Genomic DNA, 25,946 nt, shown 5'->3' on the forward strand with positions numbered 1-25,946 from the left:
ATAGCGTGCCGCTTTATAGCAAGGCCCCGAAAAAACTGTCAAGGAAAGCCCCCCAGCTAAAAACTACTAATGCGTGCTGATTCTTTCCTTAGCATCGCTGTCGCGCTTCTCATCCTTTGCGACAATCTCCGGAGCCACATCTGGCAAGGGCTCCGGGGCGTATTGCAGCGCAATTTGCAGGACTTCGTCAATCCATTTGACCGGTTTGATCTGAAGATCCTGTTTGATATTTTCCGGAATCTCCTTCAGATCGCGAACATTCTCCTCGGGAATGATCACCGTCTTGATGCCGCCACGGTGTGCCGCCAGCAGTTTTTCCTTCAACCCACCAATGGCCAGGACCTGACCACGCAAGGTGATCTCGCCGGTCATGGCCACGTCGGCACGTACCGGAATCTGCGTCAGCGCCGACACCAGCGCGGTGCACATGCCGATACCGGCACTTGGGCCGTCCTTGGGCGTGGCGCCCTCGGGCATGTGGATATGCACATCGTGCTTCTCGTGGAAGTCAGCGGCGATGCCCAGGCTGCGGGCGCGGCTGCGCACCACGGTCTGCGCGGCAGTGATCGACTCGACCATGACATCGCCCAGGGAACCGGTCTTGATCAGCTGGCCCTTGCCGGGGATCACTACCGCCTCGATGGTCAGCAATTCGCCACCCACCTGGGTCCACGCCAGGCCGGTTACCTGACCGATCTGGTCCTGTTGCTCGGCTAGGCCGTAACGGAACTTGCGCACGCCCAGCAGGTGTTCGAGCTGCTCGCTGGACACCTTTACCTTGACCTGCTTCTGCCCGGTATGTTCCTTGACCACCTTGCGGCAGACCTTGGCAATCTGCCGCTCCAGGCCCCGCACGCCGGCTTCGCGGGTGTAGTAACGGATGATGTCGCGGATCGCCGAGACATCGATCTCGAGCTCTTCCTTCTTCAGGCCGTTGGCCTTGACCTGCTTGGGCACCAGGTACTTGACCGCGATGTTGATCTTCTCGTCTTCGGTGTAGCCCGGCAGACGGATGACTTCCATGCGGTCCAGCAACGCTGGCGGGATGTTCATCGAGTTGGAGGTGCAGAGGAACATCACGTCCGAGAGGTCGTAGTCGACTTCCAGGTAGTGGTCGTTGAAGTTGTGGTTCTGCTCGGGGTCGAGTACTTCGAGCAATGCCGAGGCCGGGTCGCCACGCATGTCGCTGCCCATCTTGTCGATCTCGTCGAGCAGGAACAGCGGGTTGCGCACGCCCACCTTGGTCATCTTCTGGATCAGACGGCCCGGCATGGAGCCGATGTAGGTGCGACGGTGGCCACGAATCTCGGCCTCGTCACGCACGCCACCCAGGGCCATGCGCACGAACTTGCGGTTGGTGGCGGCAGCGATCGACTCGGCCAGCGAGGTCTTACCGACGCCAGGCGGGCCGACCAGGCACAGCACCGGGCCGCGGATCTTCTTCACGCGCTTCTGCACGGCAAGGTATTCAAGGATGCGTTCCTTGACCTCTTCCAGGCCATAGTGGTCGGCATCAAGGATTTCCTCGGCCTTGGCCAGGTCCAGGCGTACCTTGCTCTGGGCCTTCCACGGCACCTGGACGAGCCAGTCGAGGTAGGAGCGAACCACCGTCGCTTCAGCCGACATCGGCGACATCTGCTTGAGCTTGTTCAGCTCGGCCTGGGCCTTGGCCAGGGCATCCTTGGGCAGGCCAGCGGCTTCGATGCGCTTTTTCAGCTCTTCGACTTCGTTATGGCCTTCGTCGCCATCACCGAGCTCTTTCTGAATGGCCTTCATCTGCTCATTCAGGTAGTACTCGCGCTGGCTGCGCTCCATTTGCTTTTTGACCCGACCACGGATGCGCTTCTCGACCTGCAACAGGTCGATCTCGGCATCCAGCAGCGCCAGCACGTGCTCGACGCGGGCCGTCAGGTCGACGATCTCGAGGATTTCCTGCTTCTGCTCGATCTTCAGCGCCATGTGCGCGGCCATGGTATCGACCAGGCGCCCAGGCTCTTCGATGCTGTTCAGCGACGACAGTACTTCGGCGGGCACTTTCTTGCCCAACTGCACGTACTGCTCGAATTGCGACAGCAGCGTGCGCACGAAGACTTCCGACTCGCGCTCGGCGGCATCGACTTCATCGATCAGGGAAACTTCGGCACGGATGTGCCCTTCTACTTCGGTGAAGCGCTCGACCGCACCGCGCTGCTCGCCCTCGACCAGCACCTTGACGGTGCCATCGGGCAGTTTCAGCAATTGCAACACGGTGGCAACGGTACCGACACGGTACAGGGCGTCTTCGCCTGGATCGTCATCGGCCGGGTTCTTCTGGGCCAGCAGCAGAATCTGCTTCTCGCCCGTCATCGCTGCCTCAAGGGCTTCGATGGATTTTTCGCGCCCCACGAACAGCGGGATGACCATGTGCGGGTAAACAACGACATCGCGCAATGGCAAAAGAGGCAAGTCGAGGGTGGTCTTCATGATTTCGCCTCTACAGCGGCCTTTATGGCCGGAAACCGGTGGAAATGATGCTTGGACCTAATGTGGGGGCACGCCTGGGAAATTACAAGCGCTTGCGCAGGAAAAGCAGAAAGGGGCCCGTAGGCCCCTTTCATTCTTGCTTGCAACCACCACCTGGTTATCGCCTGGATCAGGCGTCAGGTGCGGCCTTGGCTTGCGGCTCGCTGTTCTCGTAGATCATCAGCGGCTGCGAAGTACCCTCGATGACGCTCTCATCGATCACCACCTTGCTGACATCCTTCTGCGAAGGGATCTCGTACATGGTGTCGAGCAGCACACCTTCGAGGATCGAACGCAGGCCACGGGCACCGGTTTTGCGCTCCAAGGCCTTGCGAGCAACGGCCTTGAGTGCATCGCTGCGGAACTCGAGGTCGACGCTTTCCATCTCGAACAGCTTGGCATACTGCTTGGTCAGCGCGTTCTTCGGCTCGGTGAGAATCTGCATCAAAGCAGCCTCATCCAGCTCATCGAGCGTCGCCAGTACAGGCAGACGGCCGACGAACTCGGGGATCAGGCCAAACTTGACCAGGTCGTCCGGCTCGACTTCACGCAGGGACTCGCCAACTTTCTTGCCTTCTTCCTTGCTACGTACTTCTGCGCTGAAACCAATGCCACCCTTGGTGGAGCGGTTCTGGATGACCTTTTCCAGGCCCGAGAACGCGCCACCGCAAATGAACAGGATATTGCGGGTATCAACCTGCAGGAATTCCTGTTGCGGGTGCTTGCGCCCACCTTGCGGCGGAACCGAAGCAACGGTGCCTTCGATCAGTTTCAACAGCGCCTGCTGCACGCCTTCGCCCGATACGTCACGGGTGATGGACGGGTTGTCCGACTTGCGCGAAATCTTGTCGATTTCGTCGATGTAGACAATGCCCATCTGGGCCTTTTCCACGTCGTAGTCGCACTTCTGCAGCAGTTTCTGAATGATGTTCTCGACGTCCTCACCCACATAACCGGCTTCGGTCAGGGTGGTGGCGTCAGCAATGGTGAACGGTACGTTCAGCAGACGTGCAAGGGTTTCGGCGAGCAGGGTCTTGCCCGAGCCGGTAGGCCCGATGAGCAGGATGTTGCTCTTGCCGAGTTCGACTTCGTCGCCCTTCTTGTCACGCTGGTTAAGGCGCTTGTAGTGGTTGTACACCGCTACGGCCAGCACCTTCTTCGCGCGCTCCTGACCAATCACATACTGGTCCAGGATGCCGCTGATTTCTTTCGGCGAAGGCAATTTGTGCGCGCTGCTCTCGGCCTGGGCTTCCTGCACCTCCTCACGGATGATGTCATTGCACAGGTCGACGCACTCGTCGCAGATAAATACCGAGGGCCCGGCAATCAATTTGCGCACTTCGTGCTGGCTTTTGCCGCAGAAGGAGCAATAGAGCAATTTGCCGCTGTCCTCGCCGTTACGGGTGTCAGTCATTCGATCGATCCAATCCGGTAGGCTTGCAACACAAGATGAAGGCAATTGCGGGCTTTTTCAAGTCCGCAGGTAGGCGCTTTCGGCGCCCACCTGCTCTGGCCCCTGGGATCAGGAGGCCAGTTGCCGCTTGTCGTATACCGAGTCGATCAGGCCGTACTCGGCCGCGCGCGTGGCGCTCATGAAGTTGTCACGCTCGGTGTCGCGCTTGATGGTCTCCAGATCCTGGCCAGTGTGGTAGGCCAGCAACTCGTTCAGACGCGCCTTGATATTGAGGATTTCCTGGGCGTGGATCTCGATATCGGTAGCCTGGCCCTGGAAGCCGCCCAGCGGCTGGTGAATCATCACACGCGAGTTAGGCAGGCAGTGACGCTTGCCTTTGGCGCCGGCAGTCAGCAGGAAGGCGCCCATGCTGCAGGCTTGGCCGATGCAGATGGTCGAGACGTCCGGCTTGATGAACTGCATGGTGTCGTAGATCGACATGCCGGCGGTGACAGAGCCACCCGGCGAGTTGATGTACAGATGGATATCCTTGTCCGGGTTTTCCGCTTCGAGGAACAACATCTGCGCCACGACGAGGTTGGCCATGTAGTCTTCTACAGGGCCCACCAGGAAAATCACTCGCTCCTTCAACAAACGCGAGTAGATGTCGTAAGCGCGTTCGCCACGGGCGGACTGCTCGATAACCATCGGGACCAGGCCGCCTGCGGCCTGGATGTCAGAGCTCTGCTGAATATAAGAATTGCGGGACATGTCCTGCGCTCACTCCCAAATAGTCATGGCTTGAATACGCACAAGCCAGCGCGAAGGCTGGCTTGTGGGGGTTTCCTACGAGAGTAGCGTATTACTCGGCTTCGGCAGGTGCCTCAGCGGGTTTTACGGCTTCTTCGTACGAGACCGATTTGTCGGTCACAGTCGCTTTCTGCAGAACAGTATCTACAACTTGCTCTTCCAGCACAACCGAACGGACTTCGTTCAGTTGCTGGTCGTTCTTGTAGTACCAGGAGATGACCTGCTCTGGCTCTTGGTAAGCCGAGGCCATTTCTTCGATCATCTCGCGAACCTTGCCTTCGTCCGGCTTCAGTTCGAACTGCTTGACCACTTCAGCGACGATCAGGCCCAGGACCACACGGCGCTTGGCTTGTTCGGTGAACAGCTCGGCCGGCAGTTGCTCAGGCTTGATGTTGCCGCCGAACTGTTGAACAGCCTGCACGCGCAGACGGTTGACTTCGTTCTCCAGCAGGGCTTTTGGCACTTCGATCGGGTTGGCGGCCAGCAGACCGTCCATGACCTGGTTCTTGACCTTGGCCTTGATCGCCTGACGCAGCTCACGCTCCATGTTCTTGCGAACTTCGGTGCGGAAGCCTTCCAGGGTCGATTCCTTGATGCCGAACTGGGCGAAGAATTCTTCGTTCAGCTCAGGCAGCGCAGGTGCCGAAACGCTGTTGACGGTGATGGTGAACTCGGCGGCCTTGCCGGCCAGGTCCAGGTTCTGATAGTCCTCTGGGAAGGTCACGTTGACAACGCGCTCTTCGCCAGCCTTGGCGCCTACCAGGCCATCTTCGAAGCCCGGGATCATGCGGCCGGAGCCCAGCACCAGCTGAGTGCCCTTGGCCGAACCGCCAGCGAACACTTCACCGTCTACCTTGCCGACGAAGTCGATGTTGACTTGGTCGTCGTTCTGCGCAGCGCGTTCAACGGTTTCGAAGCGGGTGTTCTGCTTGCGCAGCACTTCCAGCATGTTGTCCAGGTCGGCGTCAGCCACTTCGGCGCTCAGGCGCTCGACGTTGATCGACTCGAGGCCGGCAACGGTGAACTCAGGGAACACTTCGAAGATAGCGACGAATTCCAGGTCCTTGCCTTTTTCGAAGGACTTCGGCTCGACAGCCGGAGCGCCAGCCGGGTTCAGCTTCTGCTCGACCACAGCTTCGTAGAAGGAGGACTGGACCAGATCACCGAACACTTCCTGACGGGCGTCAGCTTCGAAACGCTGACGGATCACGCTCATCGGTACTTTGCCAGGACGGAAGCCTGCAACCTTGGCGCGACGGGCAGTCTGCTGCAGACGCTTGTTGACTTCGGTCTCGACGCGATCGGCCGGGACGGCGATGGTCATGCGGCGCTCGAGAGCGGAAGTGTTTTCAACAGAAACTTGCATGGATATTCCTCGTTGCACAGACGTTAGCCGGCGTTAGCCCGACTCCAGAATCAAGGGCAAGCATTCTAGTGAGTCGCGCAGCAGAAGTCACCCCACTCGGGACGACGGGAAACCACGCCGGTCGATTAACTTGCAGGGCACGTACGGCGTACCGTCGAGCCCGATTCACTTGGGGCTGCGCGCCACCTCGGGCGACCCACAGCCGAAATACCTTGTCAAACAACTGCAGCCAACGAATTCGCCTTCTTTATTGAGGGTCGATTTCGTTGAACTGGCAGTACTCTTCCCAGGCCATGCCCAGCGCCTCAGCGACCTCGCGGTGCGTCTCCAGGCGCATGGCCTGCAGCTGCTCCGGGCTTTCGGCGATCAATTGCAGCGCCAGCTCCCAAGGTTCTATACCTTGCTCCTCGGCCGCATCTTCGAAGGCCCATTCGATCTGCTGGGCTTGCTCATGCGCATCCAGCTCGCGGATTTCTTCGAGCAGTTGCGGGTTGGCGTCGGCGAAGCGCTGCAGCGCCATGGCCTGACGGGCTTCTTTTGCAATCATGGGGTCTTTCCTCTGCCGACCGCAGGGCCGGTGCTTCAACCGGCTGAAATCTATCAGCTTTTATTGGGGCGCCACCAGAGGATTACAAGGGGGATCAGGTGGATTGCCAAACACTTTTTCGCCGCGCACAAAAAAAGCCGCAATCAGCGGCTTTTCTCGACACCCCACCACGCCCGCGTGGTGCAGACAAAACAAAGGCGCCTGATTTTACAATCAAGGCGCCTTCGAAAAATATGGGGTGGACGATGGGAATCGAACCCACGACAACTGGAATCACAATCCAGCGCTCTACCAACTGAGCTACGCCCACCATATTGCGGTCTTGCGGTATGCTGCAAATGCAGGGTGTTACAGAAGCATGGTGCGGACGAAGAGACTCGAACTCTTACAGCTTGCGCCGCTGGAACCTAAATCCAGTGTGTCTACCAATTTCACCACGTCCGCGTAACGCTTAAAACAAAGGCGCCGGATCGTACAATCAAGGCGCCCCTGTAAAATATGGGGTGGACGATGGGAATCGAACCCACGACAACTGGAATCACAATCCAGCGCTCTACCAACTGAGCTACGCCCACCATATTGCGGTACAACTACTTGCTTGCCTAAGCTGCCTGATGGCGCACCCGGCAGGACTCGAACCTGCGACCATCCGCTTAGAAGGCGGATGCTCTATCCAGCTGAGCTACGGGCGCATAAGCGATCAGCCTAACCGAACGATGACTCAACAGCGAACTGCCAAACCACTCATTCTGCCCGACTTTGCCAACCAGTGCTAGGCAGTGCCCGACAAGTGCGGCGAATGTTATAGCCGAGCCGCTAGGTCGTCAACATCTTTTTCTAAAAAATTTAAATTATTTAAGGGGTTAGGGGATTTGCCCGACCACCCGCCTTTGCCCTCGGGCCGTGTCGTGCGAGAATGTGCGCTCTTTATTGTTTCCTTCTCGATGGTTAATCACGCGTCTATGACTGCACACCTAATCGATGGCAAGGCGATCGCCGCCAGCCTGCGCCAGCAGATCGCTCAACGTGTCGTGGAGCGTCGCCAGCAAGGCCTGCGCACCCCGGGCCTGGCTGTGATCCTGGTCGGCACCGACCCCGCCTCCCAAGTCTATGTCTCGCACAAGCGCAAGGACTGTGAAGAGGTCGGCTTCATTTCCCAGGCGTTCGACCTGCCCAGCGAAACCACGCAGCAAGCCCTGACCGAGCTGATCGACAGCCTCAATGACGACCCGGCCGTCGACGGCATCCTGCTGCAACTGCCGCTGCCCGCTCACCTGGACGCCTCGCTGCTGCTTGAGCGCATCCGCCCGGACAAAGATGTCGACGGCTTCCATCCGTACAACGTCGGCCGCCTGGCCCAGCGTATTCCGCTGCTGCGTCCCTGCACGCCGAAAGGCATCATGACCCTGCTCGAAAGCACCGGTCAGGACCTGTACGGCATGAACGCGGTCATCGTCGGCGCCTCCAATATCGTCGGCCGCCCCATGGCCATGGAGCTGTTGCTGGCCGGCTGCACCGTCACGGTCTGCCACCGCTTCACCAAAGACCTGGCCGGCCACGTCGGCCGTGCCGACCTGGTGGTCGTGGCCGCCGGCAAGCCGGGGCTGGTCAAGGGTGAGTGGGTCAAGGAAGGCGCCATCGTCATCGACGTGGGCATCAACCGCCAGGAAGATGGCAAGCTGGTTGGCGACGTGGTCTACGAGACTGCCTTGCCACGCGCGGGCTGGATCACCCCAGTGCCGGGTGGCGTCGGCCCGATGACCCGGGCTTGCTTGCTGGAAAACACGCTGTATGCAGCTGAAGAGCTGCATAAGTAAGAAAGCGTGATAAAAAACGGCACCGATTGCAGGTGCCGTTTTTTTTGCCTGCGGTTTATCGGCTGACTGTACCGACCTTTGCGCGGTCGTTAGCCGATCACTTGCGCGCCGCCTCCCACGACTTCAGCAGCTCGTTGTAGCTCACCGTCTCGCCCTTGGGCTTTTCGTTGGCCAGCTTAGGCTTCGGCGCGCCCGGCTGGTCGTACCAGTATTGGGCGTCCCGTTCCGGGTTGAGCTTCGGCGCACAGGTTGCCTGGGCATTGGAACGCTGCAGCCGCTCCATCATCCGGTCCTGATCACGGGCCAGGCCATCCAGCGCCTCCTGCGGGGTCTTCTCGCCGCTGGCCACTTCGGCGATATGGCTCCACCACAATTGCGCCAGCCGCGGGTAATCAGGCACGTTGGTGCCGGTGGGCGTCCATTGCACCCGTGCCGGGCTGCGGTAGAACTCCACCAGCCCGCCCAGCTTGGGCGCAAGGTCGGTCATCGCCTGGGAGTTGATGTCCGACTCGCGAATCGGCGTCAGACCGACGATGGTCTTTTTCAGCGACACCGTCTTGGATGTCACGAACTGCGCATACAGCCAGGCAGCCAGGCGCTGCTTCTCGGGGGTGGACTTGAAGAACGTCCAGGAGCCGGTGTCCTGATAGCCCAGCTTCATCCCCTCCTCCCAGTACGGCCCCTTGGGCGATGGCGCCATGCGCCACTTCGGCGTGCCATCGGCGTTGACCACCGGCAGCCCGGGCTTGGTCATGTCGGCGGTAAAGGCGGTGTACCAGAAGATCTGCTGGGCAATGTTGCCCTGCGCCGGCACCGGGCCTGCCTCGGAGAAGGTCATGCCCTGGGCTTCCTTGGGCGCGTAGGCGCGCATCCAGTCCACGTACTTCTGTGTTGCGTACACGGCCGCCGGGCCATTGGTATCACCGCCGCGGGTAACGCTGGAACCCACCGGATGGCAGTCCTCCACGCGGATACCCCACTCGTCCACCGGCAGGCCATTGGGCAGGCCCTTGTCGCCACCGCCGGCCATCGAGAACCAGGCATCGGTAAAGCGCCACCCCAGCGACGGGTCCTTCTTGCCGTAGTCCATGTGGCCATAGACACGCTTGCCGTCGATTTCCTTGACGTCCTCGCTGAAGAATTGGGCGATGTCCTCGTAGGCCGACCAGTTCACCGGCACGCCCAGCTCATAGCCGTACTTCTCCTTGAACCTGGCTTTGAGCGCTGGCCGCTCGAACCAGTCGGCACGAAACCAGTAAAGGTTGGCGAACTGCTGGTCAGGCAACTGGTAGACCTTGCCATCCGGCGCGGTGGTAAACGAGATGCCGATGAAATCCTTGAGGTCGAGGGTCGGCGAAGTGTAGGCCTTGCCCTCGTTGGCCATCAGGTCGGTGATCGATTCGACCTTGCCATAGCGAAAATGCGTACCGATCAGGTCCGAATCGTTGACCCAGCCGTCATAGATGTTCTTGTCCGATTGCATCTGGGTCTGCAGCTTCTCGACCACGTCACCTTCCTGCAGCAGGTCGTGGGTCAGCTGGATGCCGGTGATCTCACTGAAGGCCTTGGCCAGCACCTTGGATTCGTACTCATGGGTGGTGATGGTTTCCGACACCACATTGATCTTCATCCCACGAAACGGTTCGGCGGCCTTGATGAACCACTTGAGTTCGGCCAACTGCTGCTCAGGTGTCAGGGTCGAAGGCTTGAACTCGCTGCCGATCCACCGCGATGCCGCATCCTCGTACTGGTCGGCCCACGCCGCGCCCGGCACGCTGGCCAGCACGAGCAACGCGGCCAGGGTCAAATGTCGCCTTTTGTCATTGTCATGGAACATTGTGATCTCCCGATTGAGTTATTCCCGGAGCCGTCGCTCAGCCCCAACGCAGCACCACCACAAGCCAGCCCAGCGACAGCAGCGAGGCCACCCACAACGGCCAGTCGCTGACCCCGACTACCAACAAGTGCAGGTAGGCGCTGACCAGCAAGCCAACGAACAACCGGTCGCCACGGCTGGTGACGATCGGCAGAAAGCCGCGCCGCTCCACACAGGGGTGGCGCAGTTCGAGCAGGGTCATGCACACCAGCAGCACACCGACGGCAGCGAAGAACAGCGCTGTCGGCAGGGTCCAGGCCATCCATTCCATGCGTTGCCCTCCTTACACCCGGCCAAGGGCAAAGCCCTTGGCCACATGGTTGCGGACAAACCAGATCACCAGCATGCCCGGCAAGATGGTCAGCACGCCGGCAGCGGCCAGCACGCCCCAGTCGATACCGGAAGCCGAAACGGTACGTGTCATCACCGCCGCTATCGGCTTGGCATTGACTGAGGTGAGGGTGCGCGCCAGCAGCAGTTCGACCCACGAAAACATGAAGCAGAAAAACGCCGTCACGCCGATGCCGGAGCCAATCAGCGGGATGAAGATCTTCACGAAGAAACGCGGGAAGCTGTAACCGTCGATGTAAGCCGTTTCGTCGATCTCCTTCGGCACCCCCGACATGAAGCCCTCAAGGATCCACACCGCCAGCGGCACGTTGAACAAGCAATGGGCCAGCGCCACGGCAATGTGCGTGTCGAACAGGCCGATCGAGGAATACAGCTGAAAAAACGGCAACAGGAACACCGCTGGCGGCGCCATGCGGTTGGTCAGCAACCAGAAGAACAGGTGGCGGTCGCCAAGAAAGCGATAGCGTGAGAAGGCATAGGCCGCCGGCAACGCCACCGCCAGCGAAATAAGCGTGTTCAGGCACACGTAGTACAGCGAGTTGATATAGCCGCTGTACCAGCTGGCATCGGTGAAAATCACCCGGTAATTGTCGAGCGTGAATGCCTGTGGCCACAGGGTCAGGCCGCCAAGGATCTCGGTGTTGCTCTTGAACGACATGTTCAGCAGCCAGTAGATCGGCACCAGCAGGAAGAAGAAGTACAACAGCAGGGGCAATGCCTTGCGCGCGCTCATGGCCTAGTCCTTGTCGGCGTGCGTCATGGCGGTGTAGAACAGCCACGACACCAGCAGGATGATCAGGAAGTACACCAGCGAAAATGCCGCAGCCGGCCCCAGGTCGAACTGCCCTACCGCCATGCGCGTGAGGGTCTGGCTAAGGAACGTGGTGGCATTGCCGGGCCCGCCACCGGTCAGCACGAACGGCTCGGTGTAGATCATGAAGCTGTCCATGAAACGCAGCATCACTGCGATCAACAGCACGTTCTTGAGCTTCGGCAGCTGGATGTGGCGGAACACCGCCCAGGCCGACGCCCGATCGATGCGGGCAGCCTGGTAATAGACATCGGGTATGGCCCGCAAGCCCGAATAACACAGCAGCGCCACCAGCGACGTCCAGTGCCAGACATCCATCACCAACACCGTGAGCCAGGCGTCGAACGGGTCACTGGCATAGTTGTAGTTGACCCCGAGCTTGGCCAACGCGGCGCCCATCAGGCCAATGTCGGCACGGCCGAAGATCTGCCAGATGGTGCCGACCACGTTCCACGGGATCAGCAGCGGAATGGCCATCACGATCAAGCAGATCGACGCCATGCGGCCCTTGGTCGGCATCGTCAGGGCGATGGCGATCCCCAGCGGAATCTCGATCAGCAGCACGCAGCCTGAATAGATGAACTGGCGCAGCAGGGCATCGTGCAGGGCAGGGTCACGCAGTACCTGGCGGTACCAGTCGGCCCCCACAAAATAGCGATTGGACTGATCGAAGATGTCCTGCACCGAATAGTTGACCACGGTCATCATCGGCACCACCGCGCTGAACGCCACCAGCGTGAACACCGGCAGCACCAGCCACCAGGCCTTGTTGTTGCGCACCTTGTTCATGGCCCGGGCTCCAGCAGTACATCATCGACGTAGAGCATCAGCCATTGGCTGGGCAGGCTCACCCAGGCCTGGCCCACCGGCAGTGGGCGGTCCTCGCCCAGGCGCGCCTTGAGCGTGGCACCGCCGAGCGTGAAGGTGACGATGCGGTAGGTGCCCAGGTCTTCGACATCCAGCACCTGCACCGCAAAGGCGTGGTCGAGCGGGGTGTCCCAGAGCTGCACGAACTCCGGCCGTATCCCTACTTGCAGGCGCCCACCTCCCGTTGCCGCCAAGCGTTCGCGCAAGCCATCGGGCAATGCCAGGTGCAGGCCGCCGAAGCTCACCCCATCGGCTTCGGCGTGCACGTCGATGAAGTTCATGCCCGGGCTGCCAATGAAATAGCCGACAAAGGTATGACGTGGCCGCTCGAACAACTCGCGCGGGGTTGCGAACTGGACGATGCGCCCAGCGTGCATCACCGCGATCTTGTCGGCGAAGGTCGAGGCCTCCAGCTGATCGTGGGTGACGTAGATCATGGTGATGTTGAACTGCTCATGGATCTGCTTGAGCTTGCGCCGCAGCTTCCACTTCAGGTGCGGGTCGATCACCGTCAAAGGCTCGTCGAAGAGGATCGCCGAGACGTCTTCGCGTACCAGGCCACGGCCCATCGAGACTTTCTGCTTCTCGTCGGCGCTGAGGTTGCGCGCCTTCTTTTTCAGCACGGCGGACAGGTCGAGCACCTCGGCGATCTCCTCCACCCGTGCTCGCACCCTGCCCTCGTCCACCCCCTGGTTGCGTAACGGGAACGCCAGGTTGTCGAAGACCGTCATGGTGTCGTACACCACTGGAAACTGGAACACCTGGGCAATGTTGCGCGCCTGCGGCGACAGCGCGTTGACCGGCTTGCCGTCGAACAGCACTTCGCCGTGAGAAGGCGTAAGCAGCCCCGAGATGATGTTGAGCAAGGTCGACTTGCCGCAACCCGAAGGCCCGAGCAAGGCATAGGCACCCCCTTGCTCCCACACGTGCTCCAGCGCGTGCAAGGCGTAGTCTGCCTCCGAGGCCGGCTGGCGGCTGTAGCTGTGCGCCAGCTGGCGCAGACGGATCTCGGCCATCAACGACGCCTTGCCTGGCGCAGGCCCGGGGCCTGTACCAAGGCCCCGGCATTGTCGAAGACAAACAGCTTGTGCGTGGGGATGAACACCCTGATCGGCGTGTCCACCTGGTACTCGTGCACGCCCGGCAAGTGCAGGGTCATCCGCCAGTGCTCATTGCGCACATGGAGGAAGGTTTCCGAGCCACTGATCTCGGCCAGCTCCACCAGTACCGCCAGCTCCAGGTCATCGTCATGGGTCGGCACCAGGGTGATGTGGCTGGGGCGCACACCAAAGCGGTAGTCACCTTCGCCTAGGCGTTGCAGGTCGGCGTTGCGGGCAAAGTGCACCGCCTGCGCCAGGCTCACCTCATTGCCCGCGATGCGCCCGGGTATCAGGTTGATGGGGGGTTCGGAAAACAGCTCGGCGGCCAGCACGCTGCTGGGCTGCTGATAGACCGCCGTGGTTGGGCCGCTCTGCACAATGCGCCCCTGGTGCAAGAGCGTTGTGGTACCGCCCAGCGCCAGCGCTTCATTGGGCTCGGTGGTGGCATAGACGGCAATGCAGTTGCGCTGGGCGAACAACGCCCGCAGCTCTTGGCGCAGGCCTTCGCGCAGCTTGTAATCGAGGTTGACCAACGGCTCGTCGAACAGGATCAACGAAGCATCCTTGACCAGCGCCCGGGCCATCGCCGTGCGTTGCTGCTGGCCACCGGACAACTCCAGCGGCAAGCGCTGCAGGTAAGCCTCGATGCGCAGCATTTCGGCGGTTTCCTGTACCCGTCGGCGCACCTCTGCCTCGGCCAGGCGTGCCTGGCGCAGGGGTGAAGCGATGTTCTCGTACACGCTCAGGGTCGGGTAATTGATGAACTGCTGATACACCATCGACACGTTGCGCTGGCGCACCGGCACCCCGGTGACATCGCTGCCGGCCATCAGCACGCGGCCCCGGTCCGGTCGGTCAAGCCCCGCCATCAGGCGCATCAGGCTGGTCTTGCCGGCCAAGGTGCGGCCCAGCAGCACGTTGAACGACCCCGGCTCGAAACGCAGGGACGCATCGACGATGCAAGCCTGGTTGTCGACACTGCGGCTGACCTGCTCCAGCACCAGGGACATGGCGTGGCCTTTTCTTGATTGTTGTGCGCAGGGCACAGCCAGTTTCGTGCCAGCCCTGCCTGATCGCTCTGGCCCGCGCCTTAACCTGCCAGGGCCTGCCATTGCCCGTTCACACCTGAACACCTGCCCTGAACAGCTGAACAGGCGTGGGTTTGACAATGAACAACCGTGGACGACACTGAACAGCGGTCGACTGATAACAACAAACACACAGGACAGGCCCATGGCCGCATCCGCTTCGCCCCATGCCCAACTGATCCAGGCGTCCTGGGCGCGATGCCGCGAGCATGGCCTGCAACCTCAGCGTGCACCCGACTTCGATTGCCTGACCGTAACCGAACTGAACAGCCTGCTGGAGCGGCGCCATGCGCTGTTGCGGCTGACCCGTGATGAAGTGCTGCCACACTATGCACACCTGCTGGGCAACGCCAGCTACCTGGTGATGCTGGCCGACGCCAGTGGTTGCCTGCTTGACACCTGGGGTTCGCAACGCTTCGTCGACCCGCGTCAACGCCATGGTTTCAGCGCAGGCGCCCATTGGCTCGAACGCGGCGTGGGCACCAATGCCCTGGGTACTGCGCTGGTCTGCGCCGAAGCGATCCACGTTGGCCAGGATGAACACTTTCTGCAGCAGAACCGCTACCTGTGCAGCGCCGCTGCGCCGGTGTTCGATGCCGAGCGGCAACTGGTCGGCGCGCTCGATGTGGCCAGCGACGGCTACCTGCCCGCCAGCCAGACGCTCGGCCTGGTGCGCATGATGGGCCAGAGTCTGGAGAACCGGTTGATCCTGGCGCAGCATGGCGACCATCACGCCCAGCTGCTGTTCAACAGCGCCTGCGACAACCTCGACAGCCCTTGGGCGGGCTTGCTGGTATTCGATGAGCGCGGCCAGGTGCTCGCGGCCAATCACCGGGCCGACAGCCTGCTCGGCGGCAACCCGCTGCGGCAGAACCTCGAACAATTGTTCCAAACCCCCTTGCAGCAGTTGCTGGCCCAGCCCCAGCAACAGCCGTTTGCCCTGCAGGCGGCCGGCCGCCACCGTTTCCACTGCCAATGGCAACCGCCCCGCCACGGCCCCACACCCACGTCACCCGGTCACGGTGACCCGCGCCTGGGCAAAGCCTTGGACCAAGCCAGCCTGCTACTGGAAAAGGACATCCCGGTATTGATCCAGGGTGAAACTGGGGTGGGCAAGGAAGTCTTCGTCGAGGCCCTGCACCGCGCCAGCAGCCGCGCCGGCCAGCCGCTGATCGCCGTCAACTGCGCGGCAATCCCCGCCGAGCTGGTCGAGTCGGAGCTGTTCGGCTATGACAAAGGCGCCTTCACCGGCGCTCATCACAAGGGCAACCCCGGGCTGATCCGCAAGGCCGATCACGGCATTCTGTTTCTCGACGAAATCGGCGACATGCCACTGCCGACCCAGGCCCGACTGCTGCGCGTACTGCAATCACGCAGCATTCAGCCCCTGGGCAGCGGCGAGCCAGTGACCGTAGACATCCGCGTGGTATCGGCGAGCAATCGCGACCTGGCCGACGCCGTGCGTACCGGTCGATTTCGCGAAGACCTTTACTACCGGGTAGCCGGGCTGACCCTCAGCTTGCCGGCCTTGCGCGAACGCAGTGATCGGCGCGCGCTGATCGAGCAGGTGCACGCCCGGCATCTCGCCCCCGGGCAACCACGGCAATTACCCCCCAACACCCTTGAACTGTTGTTGCACCATCCCTGGCCGGGCAACCTGCGCCAACTCAACAGCGTACTGCAGGTAGCCCTGGCCCTGGCCGGCACGCAGCCAATCGGCATCGAGCACTTTTCAGCGTGCTTCCTTGCCCAGGCCAGAGCACTCACGCCAAGCCCGCAGGTCGCAGCGACGCAAACGCCCGCCACTGACCTGGCCCACCTGCTGAACACCTGCGACGGCAACATTTCTGCGCTGGCGCGCTTGCTGGGCATCAGCCGCACCACCCTGTACAAACGCCTGCGCGAACAGGGGCTGGAACCCTCCCACCTGTAAGCCTGTATCGGCCTCTCAACCATCAACCGCCGCGCCAGGCCTCGGGCTGCCGATAGCCTTGCGCCCACGCCACCACCTCGCTCGCCGGCATCGGCCGGGCAATGCAATAGCCCTGCGCCAGCTCACAGCCCAGCGCCATCAACACCCGCCCGTGCTCGACACTCTCCAGGCCTTCGGCAATCACCTCGCGGCCAAACGCCCGCGCCAGCCCGATCACCGCCCCGGTCAGGGCCAGGTCGTCCTGGTCATGAAGGATGTCGCGCACGAATGACTTGTCGATCTTGATGGTTTGGGTGGGCAAGCGCTTGAGGTAGCTGAGCGACGAATAACCGGTGCCGAAATCGTCCAGCGAAAAGCGCACGCCCAGGGCCCGGCAAGCATCCAGGCAGCGGCTGACATGCTGCAGGTTGTCGATGGCCACCGACTCGACGATTTCCAGGTCCAGCCGCGTCGGGTCAACCCCCGCATGCGCTGCCAGCAACTGCTCCAGGCGCTCGACGAAATCATTGCGCTGCAGATGCCGCGCCGCGATGTTGACACTCAGCGACCAAGGCTGCCCCAGTCGTTGCCAGGCCTGCAGCTGGCTCAACGCCTGGTCGATCACCCATTCGCCAATCTCGATGATCAAGTCGGTCTGCTCCACCCAGGGCAGGAACTCACCGGGAGGCACCAGGCCACGACCCGGCCTTTGCCAACGCAACAAACCCTCGAACCCCAGCACCTGGCCGCTGCGCAAATTGACCTTGGGCTGGTAGTGGAGGCACAGCTCACTATTGCGCAGTGCCCGACGTACCCGCGCCACAGTCTGGTGGGTGGCCTTGAGCTCCTGCTCCTGGGACACATCGAACAGGTGATAGCGGTTGCGCCCCCGCTGCTTGGCCACGTACATGGCCTGGTCAGCGTGGCGCACCAGTGTATCGGCATCCTCATCGTCGAGCGGGTAGAGCGTGACGCCGATACTGGCGCTTAGCGAAAGGGTGTGTTCACGTACCACATACGGGGTCGACAGCGCGCGCAACACACGGCGCAGGGCCGCATCCAGCTGACGGTCGTCACCGACATTGCGCAGGATCAACACGAACTCGTCACCCGATAACCGGGCGACGGCATCCCCACCGCGCAAGATACCTTTCAGGCGCTGCGCCACTTCGACCAGCAACAGGTCACCCGTGGCATGCCCGTAACCATCGTTGACCGCCTTGAAGCCATCCAGGTCGAGCATGCACACGGCCAGCGGTATGTCCTCGCGACGCGAAAAAGCCAACGCCTGGTTGAGCAAGTCGGACAGGAAGGCGCGGTTGGGCAGGCCCGTCAGCACATCGTGGCCCACCCGCCACTGCAGGGTATGCAGCAGCTGGCGCTTCTCGGTGACATCGAAACGTATCGACACATACTTGCGTACCTTCCCAGTCGCGGGGTCGACCAGCGGCACCATGGTACTGTCCACCCAGTACAGCGAACCGTCCTTGGCACGGTTGCAGATCTCGCCCTTCCACACCTTGCCGGCGGCCAGTGCCCGCCACATGCCCTCGAAGAACTCCGGCTCATGCAGGCCGGAGTTCAGAATGCGATGGTTGGCGCCCAGCAGTTCGTCCCGGCTGTAACCCGAGATGCTGCAAAACTGCTGGTTGACATAGGTAATGCAGCCACGCAGGTCGGTTTCGGAAAAGATCGCGGCCGCGTCCACGGCCGCACGGTAGTTATCGTCCATAAGCATCCTGCCCTAGCGGTTGAAGCGCTCCACGAGGGCGCGTAATCCTGCGCACACCTCTTCCAGCTCGGCACCGCGCGAGGCGGCGGCGTTGGCACTGTGGGCGCTGTGTTGGGCAATACCCGCCACACCGTTGATCTGCCGCGACACCTCTTCGGCCACGGCAGACTGCTGCTGCGAGGCCGTGGCCATCTGCTGGCTCATGTCACTGATACGCTGCACCGCTGCACGAATACCGTGCAGTGCCTGCTGTGCTTCCTGCACCTGGGCTACGCCCTGTTCGGCACCCTGGATACCTTGACTGGCAATGGCCACGGCGTCCTCGGCGCCGCTGCGCAGGCCGTCGATGATGGCCTGGATATGCAACGTCGACTGCCGGGTCTTGTCGGCCAACGCCCTTACTTCATCGGCTACCACGGCAAAGCCGCGGCCCTGCTCGCCGGCACGGGCGGCCTCGATGGCGGCATTGAGGGCCAGCAGGTTGGTCTGTTCGGCAATGCCACGGATCATCCCGGCAGCCTCGGCGATGGCACCGGTCTGGCCGGCCAGGTGGGTGACCGCCTGATTGATCTGGTCCACCGTGCCGGCCAAGGCGCGAATGGCCGTGCCGCTGGCGTCGGCCACGCGGCTGCCCTGCTCGGCCAGCAGGTGCGCGGTTTGCGCCTCGGCTGCGGTGAGCTGCACATGGTTGACCACCTCACCGATCGATGCAGTCATCTGGGTCATGGCGGTTGCGCTCAGGTCGGTTTCGGCGCGCTGTTCCAGCAGCGCCGTTTCAGTGCCGCGCGACAACCGCCCGGCATCGTGGGCGGCCACCGCCATCTGCGTGGCGAGATCGCTGAGGCGGGTCAACGCGGTCTTCAGGCGGGCTTCTTCACCGATCAGGATCAGTTGCAGTTGCCCAGCCGCACCGGGCAAGTCGCTGTAGGTCAAGGCGGCGGTCGGGTCGGCGAAGGTCCCTTCAGCGCCCCGGATCACCCGCCGCAGTTGGCGGCCCAGGTCGTTGCGCATCCACAGGCCGTAGGCGGCGAACAAGGCCAGGGTCACGCCCTGCCCTGGCCAGCCCGGCAAGAGCTGGTTGGCGCCCACCGCCAACACCCCGCCCAGCAGTGGCAACGCCAAGGCCTGGGCCAGCAGCGCCAGGCGGCGGGCGTTCGACAGCGGCGCCTGGCCTTGGCGCAAGCGCGCATACAATGCCTCGGCACGACGCACCTGCTCGCGGGTCGGGCAGACCCGCACCGACTCGTAGCCAATGACCCGGCCCCCTTCAAGGATCGGCGTGACATAGGCATTGACCCAGTAGTAGTCACCGTTGCGGCAGCGGTTCTTGACGATACCCATCCAGCTTTTGCCGGCTTTCAGGTGGCGCCACATCAAGGCATACACCGCTGCGGGCATGTCCGGGTGGCGCACCAGGTTGTGCGGGCTGCCGATCAGTTCGGCCTCGCTGTAGCCGCTGATGGCGGCAAACTCTGGGTTGCAGTAGGTAATCAGGCTGGTGGTGTCGGTGGCGGAAATAAGCCGCTGACCCGAGGGGAAACGTTGCTCGACCGGGGTTACCGGGAGATTGAGGCGCACGATGAGACTCCATTCACTGACGAACCGGCACTCTGCCCATCGATGGCCATCGGAACCGATCCGCATCGATCCGCTCAAATGTGCACATGTGCTTCCAGCCACACCGGCATGAGGCCGAATGACACTGGAGACTCGATGATGACTGTCCGGTCAAGTGGCGAATTCTACGAAATCCATCACATAAATCCAACAAAGGTGATCAATCATGGCGTTGCGCCATGCGGATAGATATCGTTAAGTTCTTGATTCTAAATGGGAATTAAGTGATGACGAGATCAGCTCTGGGGTTTGCCCTGCGTCGCTACCGCAAGCTGGCGGGTCTGACCCAGGCACAATTCGCCGAGCGAACCGGCTTCGACCCCAAGACTATCAGCCGTTTCGAGACCGGCACCTATACCCCCAGCGTTGATGCGCTCATGGCGTTCGCCGGCGTGCTGGGCGTCAAACCCAAGGACTTCTTCGCCGAACCGGACGACGAAGAGGAGCAGCGCGCCTACCTGTTCGGTGTCATCCACAACGCCCCACCCAAAGACCTTGGCAAGCTGATTGCAGCAGTGGACGAGGTATTGGCCAAACCCTGATCTGATTCTTCCCTTTCTTGGGGCGAACTGTGCAGCCCCGACCAAATGGCAACGCACCGAATTAGAGCCTGGCAGGGCCGATTGCACCACAACTGGTCAGACCGGTAAGGCCAAAAACCCTTGCAATGTAGGATTTTTCGCGCTTTTATGGCCTCGCGCTGAACAAACCGGTAAGACCACAATAATTAAGTCCTGCGCTCTTTGACCCTCGCGGCATCGAAGCAAGGACACCGATCAGAGATCACTCCCATGCTCAAATGGTGCTCGCGTTCGATCTTCCTGCAAGTTGTGCTGGGCCTTGCCCTCGGCATTGCCTGCGGCCTCAGCTTCCCCGACCTCTCCCTGCAACTCAAACCCCTCGGCGACGGCTTCATCAAGCTGATCAAGATGCTCATCGGCCTGATCGTGTTCTGTGTCGTGGTCAGTGGTATTTCCGGTGCGGGCGACCTCAAGAAAGTCGGGCGAATCGGCCTGAAGTCGGTCATCTACTTCGAAGTGCTGACCACCATCGCCTTGGTGATCGGCCTGGTATTCGCCTTCAGCAGCGGCATCGGTAGCGGCGCCAACATCCACCTGGACCAGTTGTCCAGCGCCGATGCCAACGGCCTGGCCGAGCGCGGCCAGCACATCCACGGTGCCACCGCGTTCTTCATGGACCTGATCCCGACCTCGGTAGTCGGTGCCTTCGCTGACAACAACATCCTGCAGGTGCTGCTGTTCTCGGTGCTGTTCGGCAGCGCGCTGAACCTGGTGGGCGACTCGGCGGCGGGCATTTCGCGGCTGATCAACGAACTCAGCCACGTGATCTTCCGCATCATGGGCATGATCGTGCGCCTGGCGCCGATCGGTGTGTTCGGCGCCATCGCCTTCACCACCAGCAAATATGGCCTGGAATCGCTGCAACACCTGGGTGGCTTGGTCGCGTTGTTCTACCTGACCTGCGCCGGCTTCGTGCTGGTCGTGCTGGGCACTGTCATGCGCGTGTCGGGCCTGAAACTGCTGCCCCTGATCAAATACCTGCGCGAAGAACTGACCATCGTTCTTGGTACCGCCTCGTCCGACGCCGTGCTGCCACAGATCATGCGCAAGCTCGAGCACCTGGGCATTGGCAGCTCCACCGTCGGCCTGGTCATCCCGACCGGGTACTCGTTCAACCTCGACGGCTTCTCCATCTACCTGACCCTGGCCATCGTGTTCATCGCCAATGCCACCGGCACGCCACTGGAGATGACCGACCTGCTGACCATCCTGCTGGTATCGCTGGTGACTTCCAAGGGTGCTCATGGCATCCCAGGCTCGGCGTTGGTGATCCTCGCCGCCACCCTGACCGCTGTGCCGGCCATCCCGGTAGTAGGCCTGGTGCTGGTGCTGGCCGTGGACTGGTTCATGGGGATCGGGCGGGCACTGACCAACCTGATCGGCAACTGCGTGGCCACCGTGGCCATCGCGCGCTGGGAAAAGGACATCGACCTGGAACGCGCGCAGAACGTGCTCGCTGGCAAACCTGGTTTTGCCCACACACCCCGCAAGCAGCCCAACGCCCATCAACAGGAATTCTGATCGAACAAGGCCGGCGTTGGACGCCGGCCCTTCCAGGAGCGAACCGTGATCAGCTCATCAACCGTCGTCACCTCTGTGGTGGAAAAACTGCGCCAGGCCCTGGCCCGCGGCCAATGGCGTTCTGGCGACATGCTGCCGGGCCAGCGCGAACTGGCCGAACAACTGGGCATCAGCCGCCCCAGCCTGCGCGAGGCCGTCACCGTGCTGGAAACCTTGGGCCTGGTGCGCGCCCTACCGGGTAAAGGCGTACTGGTATTGGATGCCGACGCCGCCCTGCCGGAGCCGGGCATCGACACCAGCGCGTCGGCCAGCCTGGCCGATGTGCTGGAGCTGCGCTACACCCTCGAACCCTTCATCGTCGGCCTGGTGGCGCAGTCGGCCAACAGCCACGACATCGGCCAACTGCGCCTGACGCTGATGGACATGCGCGAAGCACTGGACGCCGATGACAGCGAAGCCGGAGTAAAAGCCTACATCGCGCTGCATGAGGCGCTGTTCGCCCTGACCACCAACCCGATCTTCCAGAGCGTGGTGCAACAGACCAGCAATGCCCTCAAGCAAAGCGCCGACATGCTGCGCAATTCGCCCGAGCACCTGGCCGCGCGGCTGAAGGAAAGCAATGCCGTGGTGCGCGCCATCCGCGAACGCAACAGCGCCGAGGCCAGTGCCCAGATGCGTCAGCACATCCTTGCCGAAGGCCAGCGCATGGGCATCCAGCTGAACATCCCGGACGAACACCCACGCCCTTGACCCCAGGAGAGCGACCATGACCGCCAGCGCCCACGCCGCCCCCCACCTGCCTGCCCTGCTCGTCGCTGGCGAAACTCGCCTGTCGGCCGACCAGATCTACCCACGGCTATTCGACGCGATCCTCGAACAGCGCCTGCCACCCGGCGCCCTGCTGCCCGAGCAAGCCCTGGGGCATGCCTTTGGGGTAAGCCGCACGGTGATCCGTCGGGTGCTCGGCCGCCTGTCGGACCAGCAGGTGGTGGTCCAGCGCCCCAGCCACACTGCGCACCTGGCCGCCCCCGACCCAGACCAGGCGCGCCAGGTGCTCAGTGCCAGGCGCCTGGCCGAAACCACCTTGATTACCCTGGCTGCGCAGCGCGCGCGGCCGGCACAGATCCGCCAGCTGCGCCTGTTGGTCGAGCGCGAGCGCCAGCACCATGAAAGTGGTGAGCGCTGCGCGGCCATCCGCCTGGGCGGCGAGTTTCACCTGAAGCTCGCGCAGGTCGCCGCCAACGCGCCACTGGCGCGGTTCCTCAACGGCTTGGTGCCGATGACTTCGCTGATCATTGCCCGCTACGAATCACCTTGCTGCGACCACTGCGCCTGGGAAGAGCATGCGGCGATCATCGATGCGGTGGAAGCCGGGGATGCGGCGGCGGCGCTGGCATTGATGCATGAGCATCTTGACCGGCTGCAAGACAAACTCGACCTGGGCTGAGGTTTTTTTCAAGGCCGCCCTATACTCGAGAAACCACCCCAGCCTCTACCCAGGGAGGCGGCCGCGTGAGCTCGCGTATGCCGTTACTGCTGCTTTGCCTGCTGTTGGCCCTCGGCGGCTGCGCGGGCAAGCGTCCGCCTGCCCCGCCACCTGCCGCGGTGCTGACCCCGGCCACGTGGCAGCGCATCGATCAGGACCTGATCGATGCCTCGGTGGGCGCTGCAGGTTCTGCCAACGACTATGCCCGACGCTCCATGCGGGTGTGGAAGGACCAGGTGCAGCAACGTACCGAAAGTGAGTTCATCCCATGGTTCACCGGTTATTGGACCCAGCAATGGCTGACCCTCAAGGTGGCCTGGTACAAGCTCGACAGCGGTGAAGGCCGCGAGCCTGCGCAAAAACGCCTGGCGCTGTACCTTCAGGAGCAGTACCACGAGCGGGTGATCGAGCCGGTGGCCGAGCAGATCAACCCGGAGGGCATCCGCGACCGTGCCTGTGAGCTGTATGTGCAGTTGCTCGGCCAGCAACTGCCGGCCATCATCGCCCGCTACAACGCGCCGCCCGAGCAACTCAGCCAACGCCTCAATCGCATACCCGCCATCGCCCTGGGCCCACCCGATGCGCGCAACGCCAGCCTCTATCAACTGCTGCGCGCCAAGTCGCTGGACCAGCAACCGGCCTGGCAAGCCATGCGCCAGCATCTGCACGAGCAAGCCAGCAAAGGGCCTGGGCAGACCGACGTGGGGCTGTCATCGGTGGCCACGCGGGCCAGCGAGAAACTCGGTGCCACCCTGGCCCCGCGCGGCATTGCCAGCGCCGTGGCTTCGGCGGTGGGCAAGGTGGCCGGGGCGATGATCTCGGTGGCGGCGGCAGGCTACGGCATGATCACCCACGACCGTGAGCAACCGCAGATGGTCGAGCAGTTGCGGGTGATCCTCAATGTCGCGCTGAACCAGGAATGGCAGGAGCTGATGGAAAACCGCCAGAGCGGGGCGATGGCCGGCGTCTATTACCTGTCAGGGCAGGTCGAGGACAACCTGCTGGCCAGCGCGCCGCGGCCGGTGGAGCCCGTGGAGCCGCAGGCAGAACAGAAGCAGACGCCACTGTTGATACGCCTGCCGCCGTAGCGGTTAGCGGTACCGGCCTCAGGCAGTGGCCAGCGCCGAGCGGGGCAAACCGAAAATCCGGTCGAACGCCCAGTTGTAGGCAAAGGTGTAGCACGGCACCAGAATGATGAATGCCAGGTCCACCACAAACGCCTCCACCAGGCTCATGCCCAGCCACCAGGCAATCAGCGGAATCAAGTACACCACCAAGGTCAGCTGAAACCCGATGGCATGTGCCACACGCCGCCCCACGCTGCGCCCGCGCTTGGCCTGGCGGCTCTCCCAGCGCTCGAACAGCGTGTTGTAGATCAGGTTCCAGAGCATGGCGATGGTGGTGATCATCACGGCCAGTGGCCCGGTGTGGGACGCCTCAGTGTCTGACAGATACGCCAGCCCGAGGGTCGACATGCACAGCCCGATCAATTCATAAAACGTCACGTAGACCAATTTGCGTTTAACGCCCTGCACCCCGTTTTACCTCTATTTGACTAACAACGATGGGGCGGGAGAATGCTTCAATCTTCTTGACAGTAAAAGTCAGCAGCTGTCAGATCAACTGACAGGAGGCTGCCATGAACTTTTCCAGCGACAATATCCAGCTGTTTCTCGCCGTGCTCGATCGCGGCTCGTTCTCTGCGGCCGCGCGCGCGTTGCACCGCGTGCCCTCGGCGGTGAGCATGGCCATCGGCAACCTGGAGGCAGAGCTCGGCTACAGCCTGTTTGAACGTGGCCCGCGCGAAGTCCGCGCGACCGCCCAAGCCTTGGCCCTGGAGCCCCATGCCAGGCTGATCGCCGAACAGCTCGGGCTGTTGCAAGTACATGCCCTGGAGCTGTCCCAAGGGCTTGAGAGCAGCCTGACCATCGCCGTGATCCCGGACATCGACCATCGCCCGCTGCTGGCCGCCATCGCCCAGCTTGGTGAGCGCTACCCGTTGCTCGACATCGCACTGCTCAGCGCCCCGCAGGAAGACGCACTGCACCTGCTCGACAGTGGCCGCGCCGACCTCTGCGTGGCCTTCGCCGGCCTGCAGGTGGATGCCCGTCGCGGCTTTCAGCACATCGGCATGGAATCGCTGGTGGCAACGCTGTCACCCGCGCACCCGGCCGTGCTCGAAGACCGCGTTCACTACCTCGAAGACCTGATCAACGTGCGCCAGATCCTGGTGCGCAGCCGCGACCTGCCGCTGACTGACCCGCGCGCCCTGATTGGTGCCACGCACTGGTCCACCGACAGCTTCGATGTCGCCCTGCAGATGGTCGAGGCCGGCCTCGGCTGGGGGGACCTGCCACTCTCGCGCATCGCACCGCTGCTAGCGGCCGGGCGCCTGGTGCGGCTGGGCTTTCGCAATACCCGCAACGAGTTGCAGTTACCCGTGCACCTTTTGTGGCGCAAGCAGCAGCCGCTGCAGCAGGCGGCGCGTTTGTTGATTGAGCAGCTGTCCATGCGTTGAACGCCGTTCGTCGAAACGTCCTAAAGAAATTTCGCCAAGTGTTTCAATTTT

General features: G+C 62.2%; 22 protein-coding genes, 4 tRNA genes and 1 pseudogene. 8 read left to right on the forward strand and 19 right to left on the reverse strand.

Features of this window, described 5'->3' with window-relative positions; translation table 11 throughout:
* Nucleotides 1–66 precede the first annotated feature (66 nt).
* The 9 genes from lon to LOY26_RS17750 form a co-directional block, all read right to left on the reverse strand.
* Complete coding sequence (gene lon / locus LOY26_RS17710; RefSeq protein ID WP_258713945.1) at nucleotides 67–2,463, reverse strand: endopeptidase La; 2,397 nt, start codon at nucleotides 2,461–2,463, stop codon at nucleotides 67–69.
* 169 nt (nucleotides 2,464–2,632) lie between these two features.
* Nucleotides 2,633–3,916: an ATP-dependent Clp protease ATP-binding subunit ClpX gene (clpX, locus tag LOY26_RS17715; protein ID WP_033699106.1), complete on the reverse strand. Its 1,284-nt coding sequence runs from the start codon at nucleotides 3,914–3,916 to the stop codon at nucleotides 2,633–2,635.
* A gap of 108 nt (nucleotides 3,917–4,024) precedes the next feature.
* Entirely contained in the window at nucleotides 4,025–4,666 is a 642-nt protein-coding gene (gene clpP, locus LOY26_RS17720; RefSeq protein WP_186655164.1) for an ATP-dependent Clp endopeptidase proteolytic subunit ClpP, read from the reverse strand.
* 91 nt (nucleotides 4,667–4,757) lie between these two features.
* Entirely contained in the window at nucleotides 4,758–6,071 is a 1,314-nt protein-coding gene (tig, locus tag LOY26_RS17725; RefSeq protein WP_033699108.1) for a trigger factor, read from the reverse strand.
* 247 nt (nucleotides 6,072–6,318) lie between these two features.
* Complete coding sequence (locus tag LOY26_RS17730; protein WP_033699109.1) at nucleotides 6,319–6,618, reverse strand: DUF6388 family protein; 300 nt, start codon at nucleotides 6,616–6,618, stop codon at nucleotides 6,319–6,321.
* 234 nt (nucleotides 6,619–6,852) lie between these two features.
* Nucleotides 6,853–6,928, reverse strand: a tRNA-His gene (locus LOY26_RS17735).
* Nucleotides 6,929–6,977: 49 nt separating this feature from the next.
* A tRNA-Leu gene (locus LOY26_RS17740) sits at nucleotides 6,978–7,062 on the reverse strand.
* Between the two features lie 55 nt (nucleotides 7,063–7,117).
* Nucleotides 7,118–7,193, reverse strand: a tRNA-His gene (locus tag LOY26_RS17745).
* 40 nt (nucleotides 7,194–7,233) lie between these two features.
* Nucleotides 7,234–7,310: transfer RNA gene (locus LOY26_RS17750), tRNA-Arg, on the reverse strand.
* Between the two features lie 270 nt (nucleotides 7,311–7,580).
* Between LOY26_RS17750 and folD the strand changes: the two genes are divergently transcribed.
* Nucleotides 7,581–8,435, forward strand: a complete 855-nt coding sequence (gene folD, locus LOY26_RS17755) for a bifunctional methylenetetrahydrofolate dehydrogenase/methenyltetrahydrofolate cyclohydrolase FolD (protein ID WP_258713946.1) — start codon at nucleotides 7,581–7,583, stop codon at nucleotides 8,433–8,435.
* Nucleotides 8,436–8,532: 97 nt separating this feature from the next.
* On the opposite strand, the gene LOY26_RS17760 is transcribed toward folD, so the two are convergent.
* Genes LOY26_RS17760 through LOY26_RS17785 form a run of 6 tightly spaced genes read right to left on the reverse strand, consistent with a single transcriptional unit; the run spans nucleotide 8,533 to nucleotide 14,450 of the window.
* Nucleotides 8,533–10,272, reverse strand: coding sequence for an ABC transporter substrate-binding protein (locus LOY26_RS17760; protein WP_033699112.1), 1,740 nt, complete (start codon nucleotides 10,270–10,272; stop codon nucleotides 8,533–8,535).
* A gap of 37 nt (nucleotides 10,273–10,309) precedes the next feature.
* Nucleotides 10,310–10,582 carry a DUF2160 domain-containing protein gene (locus LOY26_RS17765; protein WP_047581170.1) on the reverse strand — a complete coding sequence of 91 codons (273 nt, stop codon included), beginning with the start codon at nucleotides 10,580–10,582 and terminating at the stop codon, nucleotides 10,310–10,312.
* A gap of 12 nt (nucleotides 10,583–10,594) precedes the next feature.
* A complete protein-coding gene (locus LOY26_RS17770; RefSeq protein WP_033699115.1) occupies nucleotides 10,595–11,395 on the reverse strand; it encodes a carbohydrate ABC transporter permease in 801 nt (266 codons plus the stop codon).
* A 3-nt stretch (nucleotides 11,396–11,398) separates the two neighbouring features.
* A complete protein-coding gene (locus LOY26_RS17775) occupies nucleotides 11,399–12,262 on the reverse strand; it encodes a carbohydrate ABC transporter permease (protein WP_033699117.1) in 864 nt (287 codons plus the stop codon).
* Nucleotides 12,259–13,356 carry an ABC transporter ATP-binding protein gene (locus LOY26_RS17780; protein WP_258713947.1) on the reverse strand — a complete coding sequence of 366 codons (1,098 nt, stop codon included), beginning with the start codon at nucleotides 13,354–13,356 and terminating at the stop codon, nucleotides 12,259–12,261. The genes LOY26_RS17775 and LOY26_RS17780 overlap by 4 nt, the downstream gene beginning before the upstream one ends.
* Nucleotides 13,356–14,450 carry an ABC transporter ATP-binding protein gene (locus tag LOY26_RS17785; protein WP_186655173.1) on the reverse strand — a complete coding sequence of 365 codons (1,095 nt, stop codon included), beginning with the start codon at nucleotides 14,448–14,450 and terminating at the stop codon, nucleotides 13,356–13,358. Before LOY26_RS17785 ends, LOY26_RS17780 begins: the two co-directional genes overlap by 1 nt.
* Nucleotides 14,451–14,673: 223 nt before the next feature.
* Between LOY26_RS17785 and LOY26_RS17790 the strand changes: the two genes are divergently transcribed.
* Complete coding sequence (locus LOY26_RS17790) at nucleotides 14,674–16,461, forward strand: sigma-54-dependent Fis family transcriptional regulator (protein WP_227696249.1); 1,788 nt, start codon at nucleotides 14,674–14,676, stop codon at nucleotides 16,459–16,461.
* 22 nt (nucleotides 16,462–16,483) lie between these two features.
* Here the strand turns inward: LOY26_RS17790 and LOY26_RS17795 are convergent, their stop codons facing one another.
* The 3 genes and pseudogenes from LOY26_RS17795 to LOY26_RS27110 all read right to left on the reverse strand — a co-directional run.
* Nucleotides 16,484–18,172 (reverse strand): bifunctional diguanylate cyclase/phosphodiesterase, encoded by a 1,689-nt coding sequence (locus LOY26_RS17795; protein ID WP_033699123.1) that lies wholly within the window; start codon nucleotides 18,170–18,172, stop codon nucleotides 16,484–16,486.
* 12 nt (nucleotides 18,173–18,184) lie between these two features.
* Nucleotides 18,185–19,183: a methyl-accepting chemotaxis protein gene (locus LOY26_RS27105; protein ID WP_371856383.1), complete on the reverse strand. Its 999-nt coding sequence runs from the start codon at nucleotides 19,181–19,183 to the stop codon at nucleotides 18,185–18,187.
* 237 nt (nucleotides 19,184–19,420) lie between these two features.
* Nucleotides 19,421–19,816, reverse strand: a pseudogene (locus LOY26_RS27110) (PAS domain-containing protein); the annotation flags it as partial.
* Between the two features lie 200 nt (nucleotides 19,817–20,016).
* Here LOY26_RS27110 and LOY26_RS17805 point away from each other — a divergent pair.
* The 5 genes from LOY26_RS17805 (at nucleotide 20,017) to LOY26_RS17825 (ending at nucleotide 24,465) form a co-directional block, all read left to right on the forward strand.
* On the forward strand, nucleotides 20,017–20,331 hold the full coding sequence (locus tag LOY26_RS17805) for a helix-turn-helix domain-containing protein (RefSeq protein WP_033699126.1): 315 nt from the start codon (nucleotides 20,017–20,019) through the stop codon (nucleotides 20,329–20,331).
* A gap of 249 nt (nucleotides 20,332–20,580) precedes the next feature.
* On the forward strand, nucleotides 20,581–21,891 hold the full coding sequence (locus LOY26_RS17810; RefSeq protein ID WP_033699127.1) for a C4-dicarboxylate transporter DctA: 1,311 nt from the start codon (nucleotides 20,581–20,583) through the stop codon (nucleotides 21,889–21,891).
* A 45-nt stretch (nucleotides 21,892–21,936) separates the two neighbouring features.
* Entirely contained in the window at nucleotides 21,937–22,641 is a 705-nt protein-coding gene (locus tag LOY26_RS17815) for a FadR/GntR family transcriptional regulator (RefSeq protein WP_033699128.1), read from the forward strand.
* Between the two features lie 16 nt (nucleotides 22,642–22,657).
* A complete protein-coding gene (locus LOY26_RS17820) occupies nucleotides 22,658–23,338 on the forward strand; it encodes a GntR family transcriptional regulator (protein WP_033699129.1) in 681 nt (226 codons plus the stop codon).
* A 77-nt stretch (nucleotides 23,339–23,415) separates the two neighbouring features.
* A complete protein-coding gene (locus LOY26_RS17825) occupies nucleotides 23,416–24,465 on the forward strand; it encodes a hypothetical protein (protein ID WP_371856384.1) in 1,050 nt (349 codons plus the stop codon).
* Between the two features lie 18 nt (nucleotides 24,466–24,483).
* Here the strand turns inward: LOY26_RS17825 and LOY26_RS17830 are convergent, their stop codons facing one another.
* Nucleotides 24,484–24,912, reverse strand: coding sequence for a PACE efflux transporter (locus LOY26_RS17830; protein WP_033699132.1), 429 nt, complete (start codon nucleotides 24,910–24,912; stop codon nucleotides 24,484–24,486).
* Between the two features lie 104 nt (nucleotides 24,913–25,016).
* Between LOY26_RS17830 and LOY26_RS17835 the strand changes: the two genes are divergently transcribed.
* On the forward strand, nucleotides 25,017–25,895 hold the full coding sequence (locus LOY26_RS17835) for a LysR family transcriptional regulator (RefSeq protein ID WP_033699134.1): 879 nt from the start codon (nucleotides 25,017–25,019) through the stop codon (nucleotides 25,893–25,895).
* Nucleotides 25,896–25,946: the final 51 nt, after the last annotated feature.

This window comes from Pseudomonas sp. B21-047, assembly GCF_024748775.1.
Taxonomy (GTDB): Bacteria; Pseudomonadota; Gammaproteobacteria; order Pseudomonadales; family Pseudomonadaceae; genus Aquipseudomonas; species Aquipseudomonas capeferrum.

Bases quoted from the DNA above. Each gene is read 5' to 3' on its own strand.
- lon (WP_258713945.1), bottom strand. From the start codon at position 2,463: ATGAAGACCACCCTCGACTTGCCTCTTTTGCCATTGCGCGATGTCGTT.
- clpX (WP_033699106.1), bottom strand. From the start codon at position 3,916: ATGACTGACACCCGTAACGGCGAGGACAGCGGCAAATTGCTCTATTGC.
- clpP (WP_186655164.1), bottom strand. From the start codon at position 4,666: ATGTCCCGCAATTCTTATATTCAGCAGAGCTCTGACATCCAGGCCGCA.
- tig (WP_033699108.1), bottom strand. From the start codon at position 6,071: ATGCAAGTTTCTGTTGAAAACACTTCCGCTCTCGAGCGCCGCATGACC.
- LOY26_RS17730 (WP_033699109.1), bottom strand. From the start codon at position 6,618: ATGATTGCAAAAGAAGCCCGTCAGGCCATGGCGCTGCAGCGCTTCGCC.
- folD (WP_258713946.1), top strand. From the start codon at position 7,581: ATGACTGCACACCTAATCGATGGCAAGGCGATCGCCGCCAGCCTGCGC.
- LOY26_RS17760 (WP_033699112.1), bottom strand. From the start codon at position 10,272: ATGTTCCATGACAATGACAAAAGGCGACATTTGACCCTGGCCGCGTTG.
- LOY26_RS17765 (WP_047581170.1), bottom strand. From the start codon at position 10,582: ATGGAATGGATGGCCTGGACCCTGCCGACAGCGCTGTTCTTCGCTGCC.
- LOY26_RS17770 (WP_033699115.1), bottom strand. From the start codon at position 11,395: ATGAGCGCGCGCAAGGCATTGCCCCTGCTGTTGTACTTCTTCTTCCTG.
- LOY26_RS17775 (WP_033699117.1), bottom strand. From the start codon at position 12,262: ATGAACAAGGTGCGCAACAACAAGGCCTGGTGGCTGGTGCTGCCGGTG.
- LOY26_RS17780 (WP_258713947.1), bottom strand. From the start codon at position 13,356: ATGGCCGAGATCCGTCTGCGCCAGCTGGCGCACAGCTACAGCCGCCAG.
- LOY26_RS17785 (WP_186655173.1), bottom strand. From the start codon at position 14,450: ATGTCCCTGGTGCTGGAGCAGGTCAGCCGCAGTGTCGACAACCAGGCT.
- LOY26_RS17790 (WP_227696249.1), top strand. From the start codon at position 14,674: ATGGCCGCATCCGCTTCGCCCCATGCCCAACTGATCCAGGCGTCCTGG.
- LOY26_RS17795 (WP_033699123.1), bottom strand. From the start codon at position 18,172: ATGGACGATAACTACCGTGCGGCCGTGGACGCGGCCGCGATCTTTTCC.
- LOY26_RS27105 (WP_371856383.1), bottom strand. From the start codon at position 19,183: ATGCGCAACGACCTGGGCCGCCAACTGCGGCGGGTGATCCGGGGCGCT.
- LOY26_RS17805 (WP_033699126.1), top strand. From the start codon at position 20,017: ATGACGAGATCAGCTCTGGGGTTTGCCCTGCGTCGCTACCGCAAGCTG.
- LOY26_RS17810 (WP_033699127.1), top strand. From the start codon at position 20,581: ATGCTCAAATGGTGCTCGCGTTCGATCTTCCTGCAAGTTGTGCTGGGC.
- LOY26_RS17820 (WP_033699129.1), top strand. From the start codon at position 22,658: ATGACCGCCAGCGCCCACGCCGCCCCCCACCTGCCTGCCCTGCTCGTC.
- LOY26_RS17825 (WP_371856384.1), top strand. From the start codon at position 23,416: ATGCCGTTACTGCTGCTTTGCCTGCTGTTGGCCCTCGGCGGCTGCGCG.
- LOY26_RS17835 (WP_033699134.1), top strand. From the start codon at position 25,017: ATGAACTTTTCCAGCGACAATATCCAGCTGTTTCTCGCCGTGCTCGAT.